This is a genomic window from Chryseobacterium sp. Marseille-Q8038, assembly GCF_965111995.1.
On the sequence record NZ_CBCOPN010000001.1, the window covers coordinates 38,227 to 56,493 of the forward strand.

21 protein-coding genes are annotated in these 18,267 nt (G+C 37.1%); 10 read left to right on the top strand and 11 right to left on the bottom strand.

The annotated features are described in order from the left end of the window. Window position 1: 1 nt before the first annotated feature. The 8 genes from ACWPWS_RS00195 to ACWPWS_RS00230 are packed head-to-tail and all read left to right on the top strand — an operon-like array spanning window position 2 to window position 4,396. Window positions 2-184 (top strand): 3-isopropylmalate dehydratase, encoded by a 183-nt coding sequence (locus ACWPWS_RS00195; RefSeq protein ID WP_454045045.1) that lies wholly within the window; start codon window positions 2-4, stop codon window positions 182-184. Further along, window positions 181-438, top strand: coding sequence for a hypothetical protein (locus ACWPWS_RS00200; protein ID WP_454045046.1), 258 nt, complete (start codon window positions 181-183; stop codon window positions 436-438). Before ACWPWS_RS00195 ends, ACWPWS_RS00200 begins: the two co-directional genes overlap by 4 nt. Window positions 439-449: 11 nt before the next feature. Further along, window positions 450-833: a hypothetical protein gene (locus tag ACWPWS_RS00205; protein ID WP_454045047.1), complete on the top strand. Its 384-nt coding sequence runs from the start codon at window positions 450-452 to the stop codon at window positions 831-833. Between the two features lie 29 nt (window positions 834-862). Then, complete coding sequence (locus tag ACWPWS_RS00210) at window positions 863-1,423, top strand: PRTRC system protein E (protein ID WP_454045048.1); 561 nt, start codon at window positions 863-865, stop codon at window positions 1,421-1,423. Window positions 1,424-1,441: 18 nt separating this feature from the next. Beyond that, window positions 1,442-1,660, top strand: coding sequence for a PRTRC system protein C (locus ACWPWS_RS00215; RefSeq protein WP_454045049.1), 219 nt, complete (start codon window positions 1,442-1,444; stop codon window positions 1,658-1,660). An 18-nt stretch (window positions 1,661-1,678) separates the two neighbouring features. After that, window positions 1,679-2,869: a hypothetical protein gene (locus ACWPWS_RS00220; protein ID WP_454045050.1), complete on the top strand. Its 1,191-nt coding sequence runs from the start codon at window positions 1,679-1,681 to the stop codon at window positions 2,867-2,869. Then, window positions 2,859-3,590: a PRTRC system protein B gene (locus ACWPWS_RS00225; protein WP_454045051.1), complete on the top strand. Its 732-nt coding sequence runs from the start codon at window positions 2,859-2,861 to the stop codon at window positions 3,588-3,590. Before ACWPWS_RS00220 ends, ACWPWS_RS00225 begins: the two co-directional genes overlap by 11 nt. Further along, complete coding sequence (locus ACWPWS_RS00230) at window positions 3,587-4,396, top strand: PRTRC system ThiF family protein (RefSeq protein WP_454045052.1); 810 nt, start codon at window positions 3,587-3,589, stop codon at window positions 4,394-4,396. The genes ACWPWS_RS00225 and ACWPWS_RS00230 overlap by 4 nt, the downstream gene beginning before the upstream one ends. A 212-nt stretch (window positions 4,397-4,608) precedes the next feature. Here the strand turns inward: ACWPWS_RS00230 and ACWPWS_RS00235 are convergent, their stop codons facing one another. The 4 genes from ACWPWS_RS00235 to ACWPWS_RS00250 all read right to left on the bottom strand — a co-directional run bounded on the left by ACWPWS_RS00235 (window position 4,609) and on the right by ACWPWS_RS00250 (window position 8,907). Next, window positions 4,609-4,992 (bottom strand): hypothetical protein, encoded by a 384-nt coding sequence (locus ACWPWS_RS00235; RefSeq protein WP_454045053.1) that lies wholly within the window; start codon window positions 4,990-4,992, stop codon window positions 4,609-4,611. A gap of 68 nt (window positions 4,993-5,060) precedes the next feature. After that, window positions 5,061-5,447 carry a hypothetical protein gene (locus tag ACWPWS_RS00240; RefSeq protein ID WP_454045054.1) on the bottom strand — a complete coding sequence of 129 codons (387 nt, stop codon included), beginning with the start codon at window positions 5,445-5,447 and terminating at the stop codon, window positions 5,061-5,063. Between the two features lie 141 nt (window positions 5,448-5,588). After that, window positions 5,589-8,021, bottom strand: a complete 2,433-nt coding sequence (locus ACWPWS_RS00245) for a hypothetical protein (protein WP_454045055.1) — start codon at window positions 8,019-8,021, stop codon at window positions 5,589-5,591. A gap of 124 nt (window positions 8,022-8,145) precedes the next feature. Further along, entirely contained in the window at window positions 8,146-8,907 is a 762-nt protein-coding gene (locus ACWPWS_RS00250; protein WP_454045056.1) for an XRE family transcriptional regulator, read from the bottom strand. Window positions 8,908-8,983: 76 nt separating this feature from the next. Here ACWPWS_RS00250 and dinB point away from each other — a divergent pair, with 76 nt between their 5' ends. Together dinB and ACWPWS_RS00260 are read left to right on the top strand one after the other, a co-directional pair. Continuing rightward, window positions 8,984-10,132 carry a DNA polymerase IV gene (dinB, locus tag ACWPWS_RS00255; RefSeq protein WP_454045057.1) on the top strand — a complete coding sequence of 383 codons (1,149 nt, stop codon included), beginning with the start codon at window positions 8,984-8,986 and terminating at the stop codon, window positions 10,130-10,132. A gap of 11 nt (window positions 10,133-10,143) precedes the next feature. Next, on the top strand, window positions 10,144-13,191 hold the full coding sequence (locus ACWPWS_RS00260; RefSeq protein WP_454045058.1) for a DNA polymerase III subunit alpha: 3,048 nt from the start codon (window positions 10,144-10,146) through the stop codon (window positions 13,189-13,191). 45 nt (window positions 13,192-13,236) lie between these two features. On the opposite strand, the gene ACWPWS_RS00265 is transcribed toward ACWPWS_RS00260, so the two are convergent. The 7 genes from ACWPWS_RS00265 to ACWPWS_RS00295 all read right to left on the bottom strand — a co-directional run bounded on the left by ACWPWS_RS00265 (window position 13,237) and on the right by ACWPWS_RS00295 (window position 18,232). After that, complete coding sequence (locus ACWPWS_RS00265; RefSeq protein ID WP_454045059.1) at window positions 13,237-13,782, bottom strand: YcxB family protein; 546 nt, start codon at window positions 13,780-13,782, stop codon at window positions 13,237-13,239. Window positions 13,783-14,116: 334 nt separating this feature from the next. Then, the gene (locus ACWPWS_RS00270) at window positions 14,117-14,443 is read right to left on the bottom strand and encodes a hypothetical protein (RefSeq protein ID WP_454045060.1); all 327 of its coding nucleotides are present in this window, start codon (window positions 14,441-14,443) and stop codon (window positions 14,117-14,119) included. Next, window positions 14,440-14,928, bottom strand: coding sequence for a HEAT repeat domain-containing protein (locus ACWPWS_RS00275; RefSeq protein ID WP_454045061.1), 489 nt, complete (start codon window positions 14,926-14,928; stop codon window positions 14,440-14,442). Before ACWPWS_RS00275 ends, ACWPWS_RS00270 begins: the two co-directional genes overlap by 4 nt. After that, entirely contained in the window at window positions 14,912-15,130 is a 219-nt protein-coding gene (locus ACWPWS_RS00280) for a hypothetical protein (protein ID WP_454045062.1), read from the bottom strand. The genes ACWPWS_RS00275 and ACWPWS_RS00280 overlap by 17 nt, the downstream gene beginning before the upstream one ends. A gap of 50 nt (window positions 15,131-15,180) precedes the next feature. After that, complete coding sequence (locus ACWPWS_RS00285; protein WP_454045063.1) at window positions 15,181-16,086, bottom strand: hypothetical protein; 906 nt, start codon at window positions 16,084-16,086, stop codon at window positions 15,181-15,183. A 3-nt stretch (window positions 16,087-16,089) separates the two neighbouring features. Beyond that, window positions 16,090-17,487 (bottom strand): hypothetical protein, encoded by a 1,398-nt coding sequence (locus tag ACWPWS_RS00290; RefSeq protein ID WP_454045064.1) that lies wholly within the window; start codon window positions 17,485-17,487, stop codon window positions 16,090-16,092. Further along, a complete protein-coding gene (locus ACWPWS_RS00295; protein WP_454045065.1) occupies window positions 17,480-18,232 on the bottom strand; it encodes a hypothetical protein in 753 nt (250 codons plus the stop codon). Before ACWPWS_RS00295 ends, ACWPWS_RS00290 begins: the two co-directional genes overlap by 8 nt. Window positions 18,233-18,267 lie beyond the last annotated feature (35 nt).

Genomic DNA, 18,267 nt, shown 5'->3' on the forward strand with positions numbered 1-18,267 from the left:
AATGAAAATCACGGATTTAAACGGGCTAGAGATCACAGTGACCGACTTGGACAAAGCTATTGAGCAGGCGGAACTTTTTAAGGATATGCACCATGTTCCCCCCGTCCCTTCCGATAAGGAAAGACAGGCATACTGGAATGACATTTATAAAAAATTTTTGGAACTAAAATCAAAAATATCATGAGCAATCTAGCAGATAAAACAGAATATCGGGCATTATCGGTAATAGCCCGAATGGTTAAGGATTTTGAACGTTTGCACTGCCTGAATATGACAGCATCGGACGATTGGGATGCGACAGGGGCAAGGAACCTTTTGGAAGGTATCATACAGAGCAACGGATATAAGGTCAATTATGAACGTACGGCCAAGGGGGGAAATAGACCGCTTCTCAAAGATGACAGCATCCCCAAAGCAAACCACAATTATACACGCTAATTTTTTACATCATGGAAAAAGATAACAGGTTTATGGACTATCTCTTCAATGAGTTCGTGGAAATAGAACGGCGCATCGGAAAAAGTCAGTCACATCGGTTTTTGTCCATTATTTCTAACTATATCGAATGGGGGTTCAAGTATGATAATCCCGAAAAAGCACAGCAATATGCATGCAGGAACTATTCAAGTATTTTACATGCCATTTATAACTGGAAAACACATTTACTTGATCTTAAAGAAGAACATGGGCAGGATGCAAAAAAAAATGTGAAAAAGTATATAAAAAGACTAAAATACCTGAAATATTCCGAGGACGAAATCGCAAATCTTCTGATTGAAAGGTATAAGCTGAATAACCCCACTGAAATCATTTCCCCATACGGGCAATTATAAATAAATCAATAATCACAAACAACAATATTATGGAAGCGAATTTTTTTAAACAGATAGCGAAAATGGACTTGCAGAGCAAATTAACGCTAACGGTTGCCAAAGCAACAGAAGATAAAATAGTAGTCTCTATTTTGGTGCAGAACGATGGGTGCACAGATAAAGCAAAAAATATTATCCCGCCCCTTAACCTGAAAGGAACGGCAGAAGAACTGGATGCTGAATTTTTCTCACATATCAAAAAACCAGTGGAATCCGCTTCGGGACTTATGTCAAATATGGAAAATTTCATGAAGCAGATGGAGGAAGCCAAAAAACAGTCCGCTATGGAAAAAGAAAAAGCGGATAAGGCTAAAAAGGATAAAGATGCCAAAAGTAAAAAATATAGCGATGCAATGGCGAAAGCCGAAGCACTCGAAAATGAAGGAAAATTTAAAGAAGCGTGGACAGCATTGCCAAAGGCATCTGAATATCCTGAACATGCTGTGACAATCGGTCAGAAACAGGATTTATATCAATCCCATTTTGCACCCGATCTTTTTGCAGCAGCGCAGGACGAAACAGACGAGCCCATAGCCGAAATGAATGTTTAACAATAAAATAGAAAGATCATGTTATTAGCACTTGAACTAGCGCGAGTTTTTATACTCATGGACAAAGGACAAAAAATTGTTCTGGACGACCCCGAACCACGGTGGAGCTTGGATGCAGTGATGAATTTTTACGCAAATACTTATCCTATATTGACGACTTCAAAAGTATCTGCGCCTGTAATCAAGGATGATTCAGTGATATATACTTTTGAAAACATAATGGGTACGAAAGGATAAAACCTAAATTTTAAAACAATGAACAATGCAAAAACAGATCATGTCGGGAACAATAAAAGTTCCCGAAAAAGAAAGAGAAACCAACCTGCACCAAAGGATTGCGGAGTTCGCCACTTGGATGCAAAAGGCGAAGGATGCGCAGGAAATTTTCAGGGACAAAAGGAAATCCGTACCGATAGCCATGTTGCCAATGGTTTACTGAACTGCACATTTCTGCCCAAGTTCAGGCAAACAGAAATGAATCAGGTAAATGAAACATCTGCTAAACTTGAAAGCGACTTCTTCCAGTCGCTTCGGGGACTGGAAGAACACTATAAAATTGAACCATTTGTTCAGTCCGATGAGTTCAGGTTTCCGTATAACATCAACCTTGCCATTTCGGACATAAAGCAGAAATTAAAAAAGAACGTGCTGAACTGGAACACTATAAGTTTTAAAAAAGAAAATGATAAATTTTATCTGGTTTCCCAAGAACGCTATGATACAGGTGCTACACTCTTTTACATTCCTGTTATTCCGCTTTTCAGAATGCTCAGCGACAAAATGCGAAAAAAGACAGCGCACCTATTATTATCCGTGTTTTCCTATCTCTACCACATTGCTGATATACCCTATTACAGACAGGAAGGTAGCTATTTATATTATGAGTACGAAATGCTGAAAGACTGGATAATGGATGATCCCTATCAGGACGATGAAGAGGACGAAGACCACCGATTAAGTGAAATCGATATTGCGGAATGGGTAGGGGATAAAATTGAACAGAAAATTTACAACCGTGAGAACCTCGCTTTTTTCGATCAGCGGATTGCTCGGTTCGATCCCAAAGATGATTTTGACGTTAACTGTTTGATGTTGGCACGCAAAACATTGGCAATTTACAGGGAATATCCCGATGCCAGTATTTTTCGTAATGCCAGTAGTATGCTCGATGATGAAGGTGAATATCTGGAAGATCAGATCATTCCGATGGAAAAATATATTTCATTCTATGCCGATAATAAAGGTTGGCTCGCAGGAACAATATTTGAATCCGTCAATAACCAGTTTCAGGAATATAGCGAAACACAGGAGCCTGTCATAACAAAGTGTTTTGATGGACAGGAAATCAGCTCCAATGACCTAGTGTTTGAAAATCGGCTTTTTGACCTACTGCATGACATTACAGATTTAATTTATGATTATAGAAAATTGAGCGATGGAGAATAAGAATATTGATATTACACAGGATTTTGATAAACTTTACTACCCCAAGTGTGCTATGGTGCTTTATGAATCGCAGGGACTTAACCCTGACGTATATGTTGAACATTTTGATATGGACGTTAATGGAAACCCTATAAATGCCCATCCGCTTACGGTAAGGGAAGCGAATAATCTAGCGAAAGCCTTATTGGTCGAACAGGAAAAAGAAAGCGCATTTTTAAAACCGAAATCTGTCCTTCCAAGTAATGTGCTGAGCCTTGACCCTAGCACAGAAAAAGGCACAGTAATATGGCACACAAAAGCTGGGGTAAAAGAACTGTTTTTTGTTGAAAGTCTGGGCATTCCAAACGGCAAAGCCCATGTGCCACCTATGCTGTGGAAAGCGAGTAAATCCAGTCTTACGGTCTTTGCTCTTAAAAGCAACCGAAGACCTACCTTAAAAACACAGCTCTACCATTGCCCATTTTTCAATATCTACGCAGATGGTAAGGTATGTTTGGGAACGATAAAGATTGACATAAAAAATTCTACTTCCGTGGAAGATTTTATAAAAGCATGGGAACATTATTTTTTTCACAGCTATTTCAGCCATGCGCTTGTTTCAGGTGGGCAGACCAAAGAAAACAGTGTAACACTATGGAAAAGGCTGATAGAACAGGGAACTGTTTTTCCTATAGATGTGCTACTGCCCCATAAATTAACCTTTAAAAATATACTGTTATGAATACCGGAAAACCAAATGTACATTTTACGGATAATTATCTTTTAGCCCCGACAAATCCGATCAGCGTGAACCTTATCGGAGCAGGGGGAACAGGCTCAAAAGTGCTTACGGGATTGATGGAAATCAATGAAAGTTTATTGGCACTCGGACATACTGGACTGCAGGTCAGGTTATGGGATGATGATATTATTACCTCCGCAAATTTGGGCAGACAGCGTTTTTTTGACTGTGAAGTCGGATTGCCAAAGTCAGTGGCACTCATTAACCGCATTAACCGATGTACGGGTTCCAACTGGAAAGCAGAAACAGTAAAATTTGAAAAGGATAAGTTTGGTAATATCCCAAAACAGTCAGTCGCAACAATTACGATTACCTGTGTTGATACAGTACAGGCAAGATTCGGAGTTGCCGATATACTGACGGAAATCAGCGGACAGCGAAACCACTATCGGGATTCACCCAAATATTGGGTGGACTATGGAAATAGTAAACAAACAGGTCAGGTTATCCTGTCAACCGTGGGTGATATTCGTCAGCCAGATTCAGAAAAATACAATCCCGTAGCCAATATGCCCTTTGTTACCGAAGAATATGGTGAACTTCTTTTACAGTCTGAAAAGGACGATAACACACCGAGCTGTTCACTTGCCGAAGCATTGGAACAGCAGGATTTATTTATCAATGCTTCATTGGCGCAATTGGGATGCAAGTTGCTGTGGAGCATGTTCCGCTACGGAATGACCAAATACAGGGGATGTTTTCACAATCTTGAAGATTTCAGAACAAGCCCGATATTGATCGATTGATCCCTTATCGGGCAAAAAGACATTTCCTTAGCAGGAATAGTCTTTTTGCGTAAAGCGAGATTGCCGCTTTAGGATATGCCCAATTAAATTTCGTCCCACTCAGGGCCCAATGCAGGCATATCTTCTTTTCTTTTCGCAGGGACGACCAAAGAAAAGATGCAAAAGAACGTCGCCTGATTAAAAGAGGTAGCTTTTAATATTTTTAATATATGCTAAACTTCATCAAGATAATAATATTCACGATCCCAATTGAATTTGGCTTCCAAAAATGCCCAGGCTTTATCAAGTACTATATTTTCATCTTGACCTAGATTTTTTGTGTTATTTTTAACAAAGAATCCTGTATAATTTTCATTTTCATAAACAAAATCTTTGTGTCTGGAAGTAAAATTTTGAGCTTCCCGCCCGTTCATATATAAGAACTCAATTAACGATTCACTTTTTAGGTGATATACCCAAAGTCTCTCGTCTTTTATCTCATATGCTTCGACTTTTGAATCCAATATCTCATATTCAATTTCCCCGTCACGGTCATAGTCTGGCATACTCTTCTCACAGAGAAGAAATTCAGGTTGATGAAATTCAATATTTTCCATTTTGTATTAAAATTTATTATCAGGCTGATATGATTTTCTTTAAGATTTCAAGTGCTGCGGAATATGGATCAGTTGATATTAAAATCATTCCCGGATCGGATAGATTTTAGGTGATCCTTTATATTGATTGTTTTGTCTTCCCAGATAAAAAAGCTTTCTAGGTAATCCCAGGCTAGATCTAATACCGTATCTTCATTCTGTTTAGTGATAGTGCAGTTGTTCTGAACAAAAAAACCGATATAACGATAGTTGAAATAAGAAAATTCCTTATGCTTTTCCTTGAAATTATAGGTTCCCAGCTCGTTCATGAAAACAAATTCTACGAGCGATTGACTTTTTAGGTGATACACCCAGATCCTTTCATCATTGAGTATGTGATCCCCCAAAAGCGAGGAGTCCTTTATGCCTATTTCGCAAAGAAGAAACTCAGGTTGCTCAAATTTAAAATTGTTCATATCTCATTTTTTTATGATCTAATTTACATCTATTTTTTTTGTTCCTTTGAAATTTAATGCTTTCTGGGAATTCTCTATTCAAATACTGAAATTGAGTATACTTTTCTAGTTCTATGTAAATGTTCTTTTCCGATTGATGCATTATTCTTCACTCAGGAATAGTCGATCCAGTTCCTCATCAATATTTAATTTTATCAAGCTATTATATCGCTCATTCCGCTGCTCAATATCTTCGAGGTTTTTACTGAAGTATTCTGCCATAAATTCTGAGAAGAACTTATGGAAAACTCTAACGTAAGTCTGGGCTTTTTCTGCAATGTCCTGATCTCCAATATTTATTAAGCCATGAAGAGCCAAATAGAATCTGTATAGCAGATTGAAGTTCCTTTCCTTTAATCCAAATTCATAGAGTAACTTCATCTCATTTGGAATTGCAAGGAAGCATTTCTGAATGGACTGGACTATAGGTTCAATAATCCCTTCTTTTCCGCTTATAATCTGGCCTATGCCTTCCCATTCGTAACTTTCATAAGATCTCATATTTCCTAAAGATCTGCTGTCTGCCCTATGGATAAAATTTGGGTCTGATGCAATCGTGCGTATAAACGTTAAGTGGAAGTTGTAAGGGGTCAGATTTAAATCTTCAAGATCATGATTTTCATCACCCATCGGAAACGCAGCTAATTGCGACAGTACAGCAAAAGGAAAAAAGTCAGCGATAAATAAACCATCATTTCCATACTTTTTTGCCTCATAATCGAAATCGATGTGCCCCGCATTTTCATCGAATAACATTAATTTTGTTTCGTCAGAAATAGTTTCTTTTTTTGGTGGTATTTTTAGCATTCGGTTGATAAGATCTGAAAACAGTTTTGGTTTAGTTTTAGATAGTTCGATCAACACTGCTGCCCCAACTATATCACAATAAGGAACCGCCACCGTTAATTCACTAAAATAAGTGAGGTTTTGATCAATATTCTTGCGCTCTGAATTTTCTGCAAGAAGACGGGAAATTATTGGAATACAATAGTATGCTAATAGTTCGGGAAGCTTGGGATATAGGATGCTTAGACCATTATTACGAAAATGCCTGATCACTGTAATAGAAGATTTTAGCAATCCTTCATAGTGGTCATTATATTTCCTCTTAAATATATCAATTGTCACAGACCCGCTTCCTGAAGCAGCAATATTAAGCTCTGAATTTTGTTTGCGTAAATTAAATTCTTCAATAAAGCAATCTGCCATCATGGACATAAGACGATGGATTTCTTTTGAATATGTTTCGTTGTTTGCTAATAACCCAAGAAGGTAAACATCAGGAACAGCCTGAATCTTATCATATTGTCCCGCTATAAGATCGTCATTTTTAGACAGAGAAATTAAATGCCTTATTATCCGCGGCTCTCGATATTCCGGCGCATAATGTCCGCCATTTTCAATAATTAATTTGAATTTATTGAACATTAAATCATTCGCCTGTAAATACTCTATATCGTTGAGCTCATCCAATTTTACTATTTTACTTTTGTCACCTATAACCGTTTTATAATTTTTGAAAGGCACATATGCTAATTGTTGGAAATTGAATTCATCTACAGTATAGAGGATGCGGTGATGTCCATCGTCAAAAATATCAATAAGCTCGAGGATTTCGTCCATAATAACTTTGGATACGCTATCATTGAAGTTATCCAGTAGTAAATAGAACCTATATTTACGACCAGCTCTTAAGGATGCGTGAAGCCATTCACGTATCTGCTCTTCACTAACACGTATTCCAGAGTTTTTAGTGAACGTATTGGCTAATTGTCTATATATCGAGTAATTGTGGTCATAACAATCCAGGTAAAACACAAAATTTTCGCTTGAACTCAAAGTTCTAAAGAATTGGTACAGCAACATGGTTTTTCCACTGAATGCTTGCCCCTGTATTCCGATCAGAGGATTTTCCTCGTCGAATGCTTTAATAATTTGGGCAAGAATGGTTCTGTCAATTATAAAATCCGGGCATATCGATTTTGTTAAATCTCCTATTTCTCCTGTCAGCCTTAAAAACTTTTGTTCAGTGATCTGATTAATAACGTGGGAAAATAATTCGGGATCATTATTCAGCAAGAGATTTACAGCATCCTTGAAATCGTTTGCCGCCAAAGTGAAAGAATCTTTGATGCAAGCACTGATCATTGAGAAATCTACGCTGTCAGTTATGATTTCTTCTTTAGTATATGTGTTAAAAAATCGATTTGTTTTTCCATTGGAAATTAATGTTATTGCAGGCATCTGATCTAAAAGCCGGGCGTAGGAAATTCCCTGAGCTATATCAGCAGAAGAAATATCGACATTCTCCTGTTTAAGCTCCAGGAGAATCACATTTTGTCCGTCGATTTTTAAGATAATATCGGAAATTCCCCTTACGGTATTTTTAGCTGCATAGCCGGAGTCAAAAGGGATATTATGATGTCCAATTTTAAGGGTAAAAGAGGTTTGATGTTCAACTTTTACTTCCTTAAATGTCGGAAATACAGTATGTAGTACACGGTCAATTCTTGCCTCTAAGGTTGCTTCATTCATGGTTAATAATATGTGTCTATTTTGATCCCAATAGATCTTATTGAGGAACTAAAGCAATTTACATATTTTTTACCAATAGATTATCTTTGCAATTTCCTGATCTTTTAAGATAATCGCTCTTGAATTATGGTGTTAGCTTGGAAAGAGCAGATTTGATATCATTGAACATTTTTATAATAGTTGCATTATCCAGTTCGATGTTATTGCTTTCATATTCTTCAGTCGATACACTGCATCTGAATTCCCATATTTCTAGCAGATTCTCTTTTGCGATTTCATATGATTGATAGAATTTGTTGTCAGCGGAAACTTTAACTTTTCTTGAAAATTGATCTTCCAGTCTTTTATAGGTAATTCCTTCTCGTGTTATAAAAATATAGGTTTTTCCTATTTTGAGATCACCGAGAGATTCAACATATTGGCCAATAATAAAATTTCCATCTTTGTAAGGTGGCATAGAATCGCCTTCTACCGGAAATGCCCGATATTTTCCATGATTGAGAAATGGAAGGGACATAGTCTGCAGGTTTTCAATATAGTCTGGATCAGAATAGCCAACTAAATAACCCATTGAAGCTTTGAAAGGAACGACTTCAATTTTATTTTCGCCCTTGCTATCCGTTTTGATCGGTAATAATATCCTATTATCAGATAGTTTTAGGAGATCTTCCAATTTATATTTCCGTAGGTCTATAGAAATCAACAGATCAACACTTACCTTATAATAACGAGATATTTTAAGCAGAATGTCTATCGGGGGATCACTGGCCCCATCTTCATATTTGCTATATCGGCCCCTTGTAATAAAGAGCGCGTCCGCAACAGATTGTTGAGAGGCATTGAGTTCATTCCTCAGAAAGCGCAGATTTTCAGCGAGTAATAACATTGCTACAATTTATAGCAACAAATTTAGTGTATTTTGCTAAAAATCATAGCAATTTTGTAAAAGAATTTTAAGTGTTATGGAGCGTGCTATCGTACATATGGATTTGGATACATTTTTTGTATCCTGTGAGAGACTGGTCAACTCAGAGTTGAACGGTGTTCCTCTCATTATTGGAGGTGGGGACAGAGGAGTCGTTTCATCTTGCTCATACGAAGCGAGGAAATTTGGTGTCCGTTCGGCAATGCCCATGCGAATGGCGCTCCGTCTCTGTCCACAAGCAAAAGTGGTCAAGGGGGATATGGAATTATACAGCAAAATGTCGCATACTGTCACAGAGGTTATTGAGGAAAGTGCACCATTGATGGAGAAAGCATCAATAGATGAATTTTATCTCGATTTGACGGGTATGGATAAATTTTTTGGTGCGTACAAGTGGACGAATGAACTGGGAGCGAAAATCGAAAAAGAAACTGGCCTTCCGATCAGCTATGCATTGTCGGTCAATAAAACAGTTAGCAAAATTGGAACGGGCGAATCAAAGCCTCACGGTCATCGTGAAATTCCTTCTGTGGGCGTTCATTCCTTCTTGAACCCATTGTCGATAAAAAAGATGCCGATGGTGGGGAATGCAACATTTCAGCTCTTTTCAAGAGTAGGAATCAGAACCATCGGTACTTTAGCTGAAATGCCTGTTGAGATTCTCCAACAGATGATCGGAAAAAATGGAACCGACCTTTGGAAAAAGGCAAACGGTGTCGATGAGACACCTGTTGTTCCGTATTCAGAAAGAAAATCAATATCGAAAGAACGCACCTTTAGCAGTGATACGATGGATGTAAAGGAAGTCAAAGGTCTCATTGCGGGTATGGCAGAGCAATTAGCACATCAATTGAGACAGGAAAAATGGCTGACCTCCACTGTGGTGATTAAGATCCGATATTCAAACTTTGATACAGAAACCAAACAATGTCGGGTGACATATACTTCAGCAGATCATACGCTGGCCAAGGTTGCGGTGGAACTTTTCGATAAAATATATTCCCGGCGTATGCGACTTCGACTGGTAGGCTTACGTTTTACGGATCTGGTTCATGGTAGCTACCAAATGAACCTCTTTGAAGATTCATCTGAATTGATTAGCCTGTACCAGGCGATGGATAATATCAAGAATCGATTTGGAAGCTCTGCTGTCGGCCGGGCAGTAGGTTTTGACTTTTTACGTTAGGACGCAAAAGTATGTTTTTAAACTGTCATTCATACAATAGCCTACGATATGGAACATTATCCATAGATGACCTTGTATCCCAAGCTTCGGCGTTGGGAATAGGAGAACTTGTACTGACCGATATCAATACTGTTACAGGTATATATGAATTTAAGAAGAAATGCGAACAACATGGTATAAAACCCATAGTAGGAGTAGAGGTTCGAAAGAACAAGATCCTCCAATATATTTGTATAGCTAAAGAATTTGATGGCTTATCTGAGGTTAACAGGATATTGTCATCTTATAACTGCGATGATGTTGACCTTCCTGTCAGGCCGAGCCTCCCGAATAACTTTATAATTTATCCACTTAATAATATTCCTACAGATCTTAAGGATAACGAATTTGTTGGAATACGGGAAGAAAAATTAAACCTTTTGATTCGAGCTGAATATAAAAAGCTAATTCCGAAGATGGTCATACTACATCCGGTAACATTCAGTACCAAAAAAGAATATAATCTACATCGAATTTTAAGGGCAATAGATAATAATGTATTGCTTTCACGCCTGCAGGAAGATGATGTATGCGCGAAATCTGAATACATGAAGTCGCCAGATACTATTTTAAAAACTTATGAAAATTATCCCCGGATTATCCAGAATACAGCGTCATTGCTAGCAGATTGTGATTACGGATTTGAATTTGGGACACCCAGAAATAAAAAACACTATACCGGAACAAAGGCTGACGACTTAATATTATTGACAAGATTAGCCTATGCGGGCTTGGAAAGACGATACGGAAGAAATCACCAGTTGGCTAAAAAACGGATTGAAAAGGAATTAAAAGTAATTGATGAATTGAATTTTAGTGGTTACTTTCTGATTACATGGGATATCATCAGGTATAGCAACAGTATGGGATTCATGCACATCGGCCGTGGGAGCGGGGCGAACAGTATTGTTGCATATTGTTTGGGGATCACTGATATATGTCCTCTGGAGCTTGATCTCTATTTTGAACGCTTTTTAAACGAAAACAGAAAAAGTCCGCCAGATTTCGACATAGATTGGAGCTGGCAGGAACGGGACATCATTTTGGATTATATCTTTAATCGTTATGGTAAAGATTATGTGGCATTCTGCGGTACAAATGTAGAATTTAAATACAGATCAATTATCCGTGAGGTCGGTAAAGCATTTGGTTTACCAAAGGAAGAATTAGATGAACTCAGCAAAAATCCTGAAAAGGTTTTTCGGGATGAGATTGTCCAGCAGGTACAGAAATACGGAAAGCTTTTAGAAAAATTTCCGAACCAGCGTTCCATGCACTCGTGCGGTATACTGATTTCTGAGGAACCGTTGACAAATTTTACAGCGCTTGAAATGCCGCCAAAGGGCTTTCCAATCGTACAATGGGACATGCATGTTGCAGAGGAAATCGGATTTGAAAAATTTGATATTCTGTCACAACGGGGGCTGGGAACGATCAATGACACCGTACAACTCCTTGAAGAAAAGCGAGGGATAAAAGTGAATATTAAAGACACCACAATTTCTAAAGATGAAGAAAATTGTAATGAATATTTGAGCCAGGGGCGGACGATCGGATGTTTTTACATCGAATCGCCTGCTATGCGGGGATTGCTCAGAAGACTAAAGTGCGATAATTATAAGGTATTGGTAGCAGCTTCATCCATTATTAGACCAGGAGTCGCACAATCAGGTATGATGCGCGAATATATTTTTCGTCATAACAATCCTGACAAGTTTGAATATTTTCACCCGGTATTTGAACAGCAACTTGGTGACACCTATGGCATCATGGTATATCAGGAAGACGTCATCAAAATAGCCCTGCATTATGGTGGGGTTTCGGCTGCTGATGGAGATATACTGAGACGTGCAATGAGCGGAAAAGGCAGATCACTTTCGGCCTTACAAAAGGTTAAGGACGATTTTTTTGCATCTTGCAGCAAGCAGGGACATCCTGAAGAGTTGAGTAAAGAAATTTACAGACAGATAGAATCCTTTGCAGGCTATTCTTTCTGTAAAGCCCATTCCGCTTCCTATGCCGTAGAAAGTTACCAGAGTTTATACCTTAAAGTCAATTATCCTATTGAGTTTATGGTATCTGTAATTAATAATATGGGGGGATTCTACAGAACCGAAGTGTATGTCCATGAGGCAAGAATGTCAGGAGCAACAATATTAAACCCATGTGTTAATCATAGTGAGTATCAAACTACAGTATTTGGTGATCAGGTCTATTTAGGTTTTATGCATCTTGAAAAAGTCGAAACAAAGTTAGGTGAACTGATACCCGAAGAAAGGCGCAGGAATGGAGATTATAAATCAATGGAAGACTTGATTAAAAGAATCCCGATAGGTATCGAAACACTTCAGATCCTTATTTTCATTGGCGCTTTTCGTTTCAGTGGTGTTCCAAAAAATGAGCTACTTCTAAAGGCGCGGGTTCTACTAGGTGAATTTAAGCCGGAACGTCGTTTTGAAACTTTATTTGAGGAGCCAGTAAAAGAATTTAAGTTTCCCGAATTAAAACGTGACATCTTTGAAGACGCTTTTGATGAAATCGAGATCCTGAGCTTTCCTGTTTCATGTACTCCGTTTGACCTTCTAAAGACGAACTATCGGGGAACTGTAATGGCAAAAAACCTTACGGATCATCATAAAAAAGAAGTTAAAATGCTTGCCTATCTTATTTCTAGGAAGCATGTGCCCACAAAGAAGGGAACAATGTATTTTGGTACATGGGTCGATGTTAATGGTGACTACTTTGATACAGCACATTTTCCAGACTGTCTGGGGAGATATCCATTTCAGGGCGGCGGATGTTATTTGTTGCTGGGAATTGTAGAGGTGGATTTTCATTTTCCGACGATTACAATTACGAAAATGGCAAAGATGCCCTTTATTCCTGATCCGAGATATTCCCATGATGAAGAAAAGAAATATGAAGCGCAAGAACGTATCAAAGAAGATGTCAGTATGACCTTTCGTGCTCCCTATCCACAGGAACATGAAATTGGCTTACCACGATATAAAGCCAAATAATTAGCAATATATGATTTTTTAGATCATTTAAATGATGGCGATATTTTACCATCTCCAGTGTTTATCATCAATGTATTGTAGCGAATGATCGGCACAAAATCGTTGGATGTAATCTAAAAACTCAGGCAAATCTTTTATCTGATCTTTTGGGAAAACCAGATAGTGTCCAACAATAAGTTTAATAAATATATTATCAGTGGTTTCAGAAACATAGCTAAAGTTGTCATAGTTATGTTTTGAACTTGCCATAGATCCCACAATTTCAAGATAAGTATCTTCAAAAGTTACAGTAAATCGATTCCCGAAGAGATTTTTATGTTCATCTGCTTTTACTAATTTTTTAAAGGAGCGTAAATAAAACCACCGCTGAAACCTTGGGAAAATAAAAACAGCAAGGCCCCCGACAATTGTAATAAATAGCGAAAGCTGCTTGTTGAAAAATAACGATATTATAGCAGAGCCAATCAAAATAAATACTAAAAGCTTTTTATTCGTACGCAGCAATTTCTGAAACTGTAGAGATTTTGAATTGGTATACAGTAAACCTTCAAGTTCTAACTTTTCTGTTCGGGTAAAAACTAATTTCATCATTATTGGTTATCTAATTCATGTGATAATTATCAACATTAGCGCTAAAACTAATTTTTCTATCTGAAAAACCAGTGTTTAATAATTCCCACATGATAATGGTCTGCATCATAATTATACATAAAAGGTATGAGAAATGGTGATGAGCAAATGAGCCTGATTTTGTTTCTTCAATATAAAACCTAAACATGCTATACTTATCAATAATCGGAATTTCACCTTTATACAATGATTTAAGTTCCTTTCCTAAATTTAATTCATTTAATATATTTTCCAACATAGAATAACAGCACTTAAACAAATCTAAAGAGTAATATACGAAAAGGGGATCTGTTTACTACCAACTCATAAAACCAAAGTCATTTGGTATTTGCCAATTTGGATTATCAAAAGCAGATTTAATTATATCTACACATTTATCATAATCGCATTCTTTCTGAAAGGAACCCCGTTTCTGTGGATCGGGAATATCCGCCATCCACAGATTATCATCGTTCCAATCAAATTGAATTATTTTATCATTGGTCTTAAAGCCAATAAAGCTTCCTCGTTCTTCCGAGAGATTATAGAAAGTTTTTAATGCATTTTCTAAAGTCATTTCACGGGCTTCACTAGATTCAATTCCTTCGTCTGAGGATGAATCATAATAGAATGTCCTAATCATAATAAATTAAATTTTTTAATAATTTTATCTTTCGAACCAATTATGTTTCCTGAAATCTCTCCTGAAATTGGGTCTTCTTTTAGACCATATTTTATCTTTGTCAGATCCTGAAGTACAACAACAATTATAGCAATCAGCTGTTCATTTGATTCTGACTTTAACTTTTCATAAAGGAAAGATAATATCATGTCTTTAGCAGCTGGAATCCTAAAATATATCTGACGCACTGCAGTGATCAGAAAACATTTAAGATCCAGTTCTTTTTCCGTTAAAAAATGATTTTGTAAAATACTTATCATGTCTGTATCTCCTAACCATCCAATTGCGATAATAGCCTTATACCTTAGATCATAACTATTGCTGTCCAAATATGGAGTTACATCACTGAGATATTTCTTAACGCCGGATAATCCTAGTAGATGAATTACATTTGATTTTTTTGTTGTATCGTTTTCATTTTTAAGTGTTTCACTTAAAAAATTCAAACCAGCTTCGCCTCTCTTTTAAGAAACCTTTTCCTAGAATTCTTTTTAGATCTTTATTTTGACTGTCTTGGAATAACTGATAATGTTTTTCCATCCCTTCATGAGAAGTATCTAACAATAGTTGGTTTAGAAAGTCATTATGTACTTTGAAACTATCGGTTTTATTTGCTTTTTGATAGCTCAAATCTATATTATCATTCATTTTGCTATGTTTATGAACTGTGAAATTCATTCTTTAATTTCGCCTCACACTTAAACAAAAATAAAACTATCCATGTGACCGTATTTACTACACCAGAAGTCAGCCCATAAATGAAATGCTTTCTCAGTAGAGACTTGTTTTAGCCGCTGTAATCTTTCTCCAACCTCGTTAGGATTAAAGCCAGGTCCATTTATTGTAAGCCAAGCTTTGTCATATTCTTTTTTTACCATGTAATATTCAAATAATTCTTTCTTTTCAATATCCGGTTTAAGCCAATCAGGAATATTATCTAGGGGCTGATATTTAGGTTTCCTATTAAAAAATGAAAATCCTCTATTTTTAATACCGTATCCAAGCCATTCCTTTTGAAAAATTTCAAAGAAAGAAGCCTGTAAAATATTTCTTTCAATAATTACTAATTCATTGCTAGGATGACTACCGTTATAGTTATTTTTATTGTAGATGCAGTTTAATGGTTGATTCTCAATGAAAATTGTAAGAAAACATTCAGTGTTATTAGTTTCCCTTTCACTAATTTCATAAAATTTAGATAAAGCTTCCTCTGAAATCTGCAATTTTTTAGCAAGACTTAGAAATTCATCAGTCATCACATAATTGAATTGATCAATAAATTGTTCAAATAACATTCCTTCAATAAACTGTTCAGAGCTTCTGGCAGACTCACCTATTAGAAAACCGTTTCCAAAATCAATATATCCAAATGTATATTCTCGCTCACAAAACCAATGCTTAATAATTCCCTCTGCTACTGGAGTGGAATTATAATCAATTATGATCGGAATAAATAACGGAGGAAAGGGAAAGTCTGCTTTATCATTTTTGGATGTAGTTCCATAATATTCCCAACCGCTATATTCACTAAAGGGTCTTATTGTTCCCATAGAAATCTCAGTTATTCTGGGATCTGAACAAATTTCATTTAAAATTTCTTTCATATTTTAATCGTCATCATTATCATCAAATGGACGTGGATTATATTCGTACAAAGGTTTTTCGTGCTTAGGACTTATTGGTGTATTGTATGGATGTGGTCCAGTACTTGTAGTCCTGTGAATATCTCTATGCTGATTTTCAGTTGCCGTTTTTGGTTCCGTAGGATAAAGATTTTTAGGATCAAGCGCATTATCTGAATACTTTTCAATAGGCCAATTGTTGTGATGTATCTGACCACTTGGAACATCAACACCTTGTTCAGCAGCTAGCTTTCTAAATTCTTGTTCAACATAACTGAATGCTTCTCTTTCGTATGATACATTTCTTCTTCTGTTAGGGATTCTACCACGTTGACCATTCTCATATCTGGTTAAAGGATTTTCATTTCCCGTATTTCTAATATTTTCCTTTGCTTGTTCCCACAAGGCACGCCAAACAGGATTATCATACAGTGATTGCAATCCAAATCTGGCCTCTAAAGTAACACGCTCAAAAAGCTTACCATTTTTTAGGGCATTTGCTACTTGTGCTCCCTGTTTATAAATTCCAACTGCCAGATTTGGATTTGTCCTCGCACTTTCAACCATCGCTCTTTGCCCAACAAGTGATAATCCAGCATAATAAAAATCCTGCCAATTCAATGGTTGTGGATTTGCGCCAGTTGCTTTTTGGTATATCTGAATGAAAGGTTGCTCAAACATAGTTAAACCTGAAATAACTTCGTCACCTGTTTCGCTTAGATTTTTACCATTTCTTAATATCCCCTCGAAGCCTACTTGATCTACAACAGCAATTCCCCTTGCGGAAACATTCAAAAAAGCAAAATTGAGCAAGGCTGTAGACATCGTCGGTGTCGCTGTTCCTGCGAAAGCGCCAAACCCTGCCGATCCAAGTTTACCCAGCATAGCACCTTCTAAAACTGCCCAACCTGTGTTTCTAGCGGTGTAGATCATAGCCTGCCAGGTACTTGTAATTCCTTCTGCATAAGTAATCGTGCCACCTATAATGCAAGTCATTTGGCATTTTGAAGTTAAAGAATAGGCATCTCTACGACCATAGGCATTTAACGTGGAGTAACCTACCCACTTCCTGAAAGGAGCAGCCAGCCCTCCACAAAGTGCAGCACTCGCTGCCACAGCGACGGCAGCTAATACAACCAATGCTGCACCTCCCGTAACAATGCCAGCTGCTGCTATTGCCGCAGCTATGACCACTGTCCAACGGCAACAGAAATCTCCCATCTGTTGTGTTGCAGTATCATCTTTAACTAAATAATAGAATTTATCTTTTGTCCCGTGGTTTGTTTGTGTCGGGTACATCTTTGCCGGAGCAAGACCAGAAGAACAGGTAAAATACATATCACTGGTCAATGCGACGTAGCCGGTTTGTTCTGATTCACTCATACTGTTTAATTTTATAATGAACTTCACCTCCAAATTTATCATTGATCGCCTCAGAAAAATTCACCTCCCCATCAATAATAAATCCACTCAATAGGTCTATATTGTATTGTGCGTTATACAGATAGACCGGTTTTAAAGCATCAAAATCCAAAATCGGGAACCCGCCATATAAATCTTTCAGATGATTCTCTGCTACGATATTTGGATACCCATCAATCTTGATATTGTAGATATTTTCCTTATCCTGACTTTTATTCCCGTCATACTTCACCTCAAAAGGGATTGAACCTGACCTAAATAGATTTGGAATAGTTTTTTTAATTCTACCAAAAAAATCTCTGCCATAAATATTATTTAAAAATATGTCAAAAAATTCCATAGCCCTGACCATAGCATCGACACCGCCAATTTTTTCAAAAGCTTCATCTTGGATTTTAAACAACTCAACCAATGAGGTATTGGCCTTATTGTATTCAATTGTCTCGGCTTTTACGTCTTCCCATCGTTCCTTTATCTGTTCCAAATTTTTAACCTGCAGAAGTTTACCTTGCTTATCTACGGTAAAAGTGATTTCATTGAGAGCCTTTTGTAATTGACTGACAACTTTGTGAATTTCTATGTATCCCATGTTGTCCGCTTTTACCATACGGTGATCAAGCGTAATAAGTTCAAAAGTATAATAGTGGGAGCCTATTTCTTTAAGTGTAAGCATCCACCTTAATTCCACTTCTGTTTCACTCACCATCCCATTTAGAAGCATATTGCTAATTATGTTGACGA

Coding starts and splice junctions, on each gene's coding strand:
- ACWPWS_RS00195 (WP_454045045.1), top strand. CDS start 2: ATGAAAATCACGGATTTAAACGGGCTAGAGATCACAGTGACCGACTTG.
- ACWPWS_RS00200 (WP_454045046.1), top strand. CDS start 181: ATGAGCAATCTAGCAGATAAAACAGAATATCGGGCATTATCGGTAATA.
- ACWPWS_RS00205 (WP_454045047.1), top strand. CDS start 450: ATGGAAAAAGATAACAGGTTTATGGACTATCTCTTCAATGAGTTCGTG.
- ACWPWS_RS00210 (WP_454045048.1), top strand. CDS start 863: ATGGAAGCGAATTTTTTTAAACAGATAGCGAAAATGGACTTGCAGAGC.
- ACWPWS_RS00215 (WP_454045049.1), top strand. CDS start 1,442: ATGTTATTAGCACTTGAACTAGCGCGAGTTTTTATACTCATGGACAAA.
- ACWPWS_RS00220 (WP_454045050.1), top strand. CDS start 1,679: ATGAACAATGCAAAAACAGATCATGTCGGGAACAATAAAAGTTCCCGA.
- ACWPWS_RS00225 (WP_454045051.1), top strand. CDS start 2,859: ATGGAGAATAAGAATATTGATATTACACAGGATTTTGATAAACTTTAC.
- ACWPWS_RS00230 (WP_454045052.1), top strand. CDS start 3,587: ATGAATACCGGAAAACCAAATGTACATTTTACGGATAATTATCTTTTA.
- ACWPWS_RS00235 (WP_454045053.1), bottom strand. CDS start 4,992: ATGGAAAATATTGAATTTCATCAACCTGAATTTCTTCTCTGTGAGAAG.
- ACWPWS_RS00240 (WP_454045054.1), bottom strand. CDS start 5,447: ATGAACAATTTTAAATTTGAGCAACCTGAGTTTCTTCTTTGCGAAATA.
- ACWPWS_RS00245 (WP_454045055.1), bottom strand. CDS start 8,021: ATGAATGAAGCAACCTTAGAGGCAAGAATTGACCGTGTACTACATACT.
- ACWPWS_RS00250 (WP_454045056.1), bottom strand. CDS start 8,907: ATGTTATTACTCGCTGAAAATCTGCGCTTTCTGAGGAATGAACTCAAT.
- dinB (WP_454045057.1), top strand. CDS start 8,984: ATGGAGCGTGCTATCGTACATATGGATTTGGATACATTTTTTGTATCC.
- ACWPWS_RS00260 (WP_454045058.1), top strand. CDS start 10,144: ATGTTTTTAAACTGTCATTCATACAATAGCCTACGATATGGAACATTA.
- ACWPWS_RS00265 (WP_454045059.1), bottom strand. CDS start 13,782: ATGATGAAATTAGTTTTTACCCGAACAGAAAAGTTAGAACTTGAAGGT.
- ACWPWS_RS00270 (WP_454045060.1), bottom strand. CDS start 14,443: ATGATTAGGACATTCTATTATGATTCATCCTCAGACGAAGGAATTGAA.
- ACWPWS_RS00280 (WP_454045062.1), bottom strand. CDS start 15,130: ATGAATGATAATATAGATTTGAGCTATCAAAAAGCAAATAAAACCGAT.
- ACWPWS_RS00285 (WP_454045063.1), bottom strand. CDS start 16,086: ATGAAAGAAATTTTAAATGAAATTTGTTCAGATCCCAGAATAACTGAG.
- ACWPWS_RS00290 (WP_454045064.1), bottom strand. CDS start 17,487: ATGAGTGAATCAGAACAAACCGGCTACGTCGCATTGACCAGTGATATG.
- ACWPWS_RS00295 (WP_454045065.1), bottom strand. CDS start 18,232: ATGGTGAGTGAAACAGAAGTGGAATTAAGGTGGATGCTTACACTTAAA.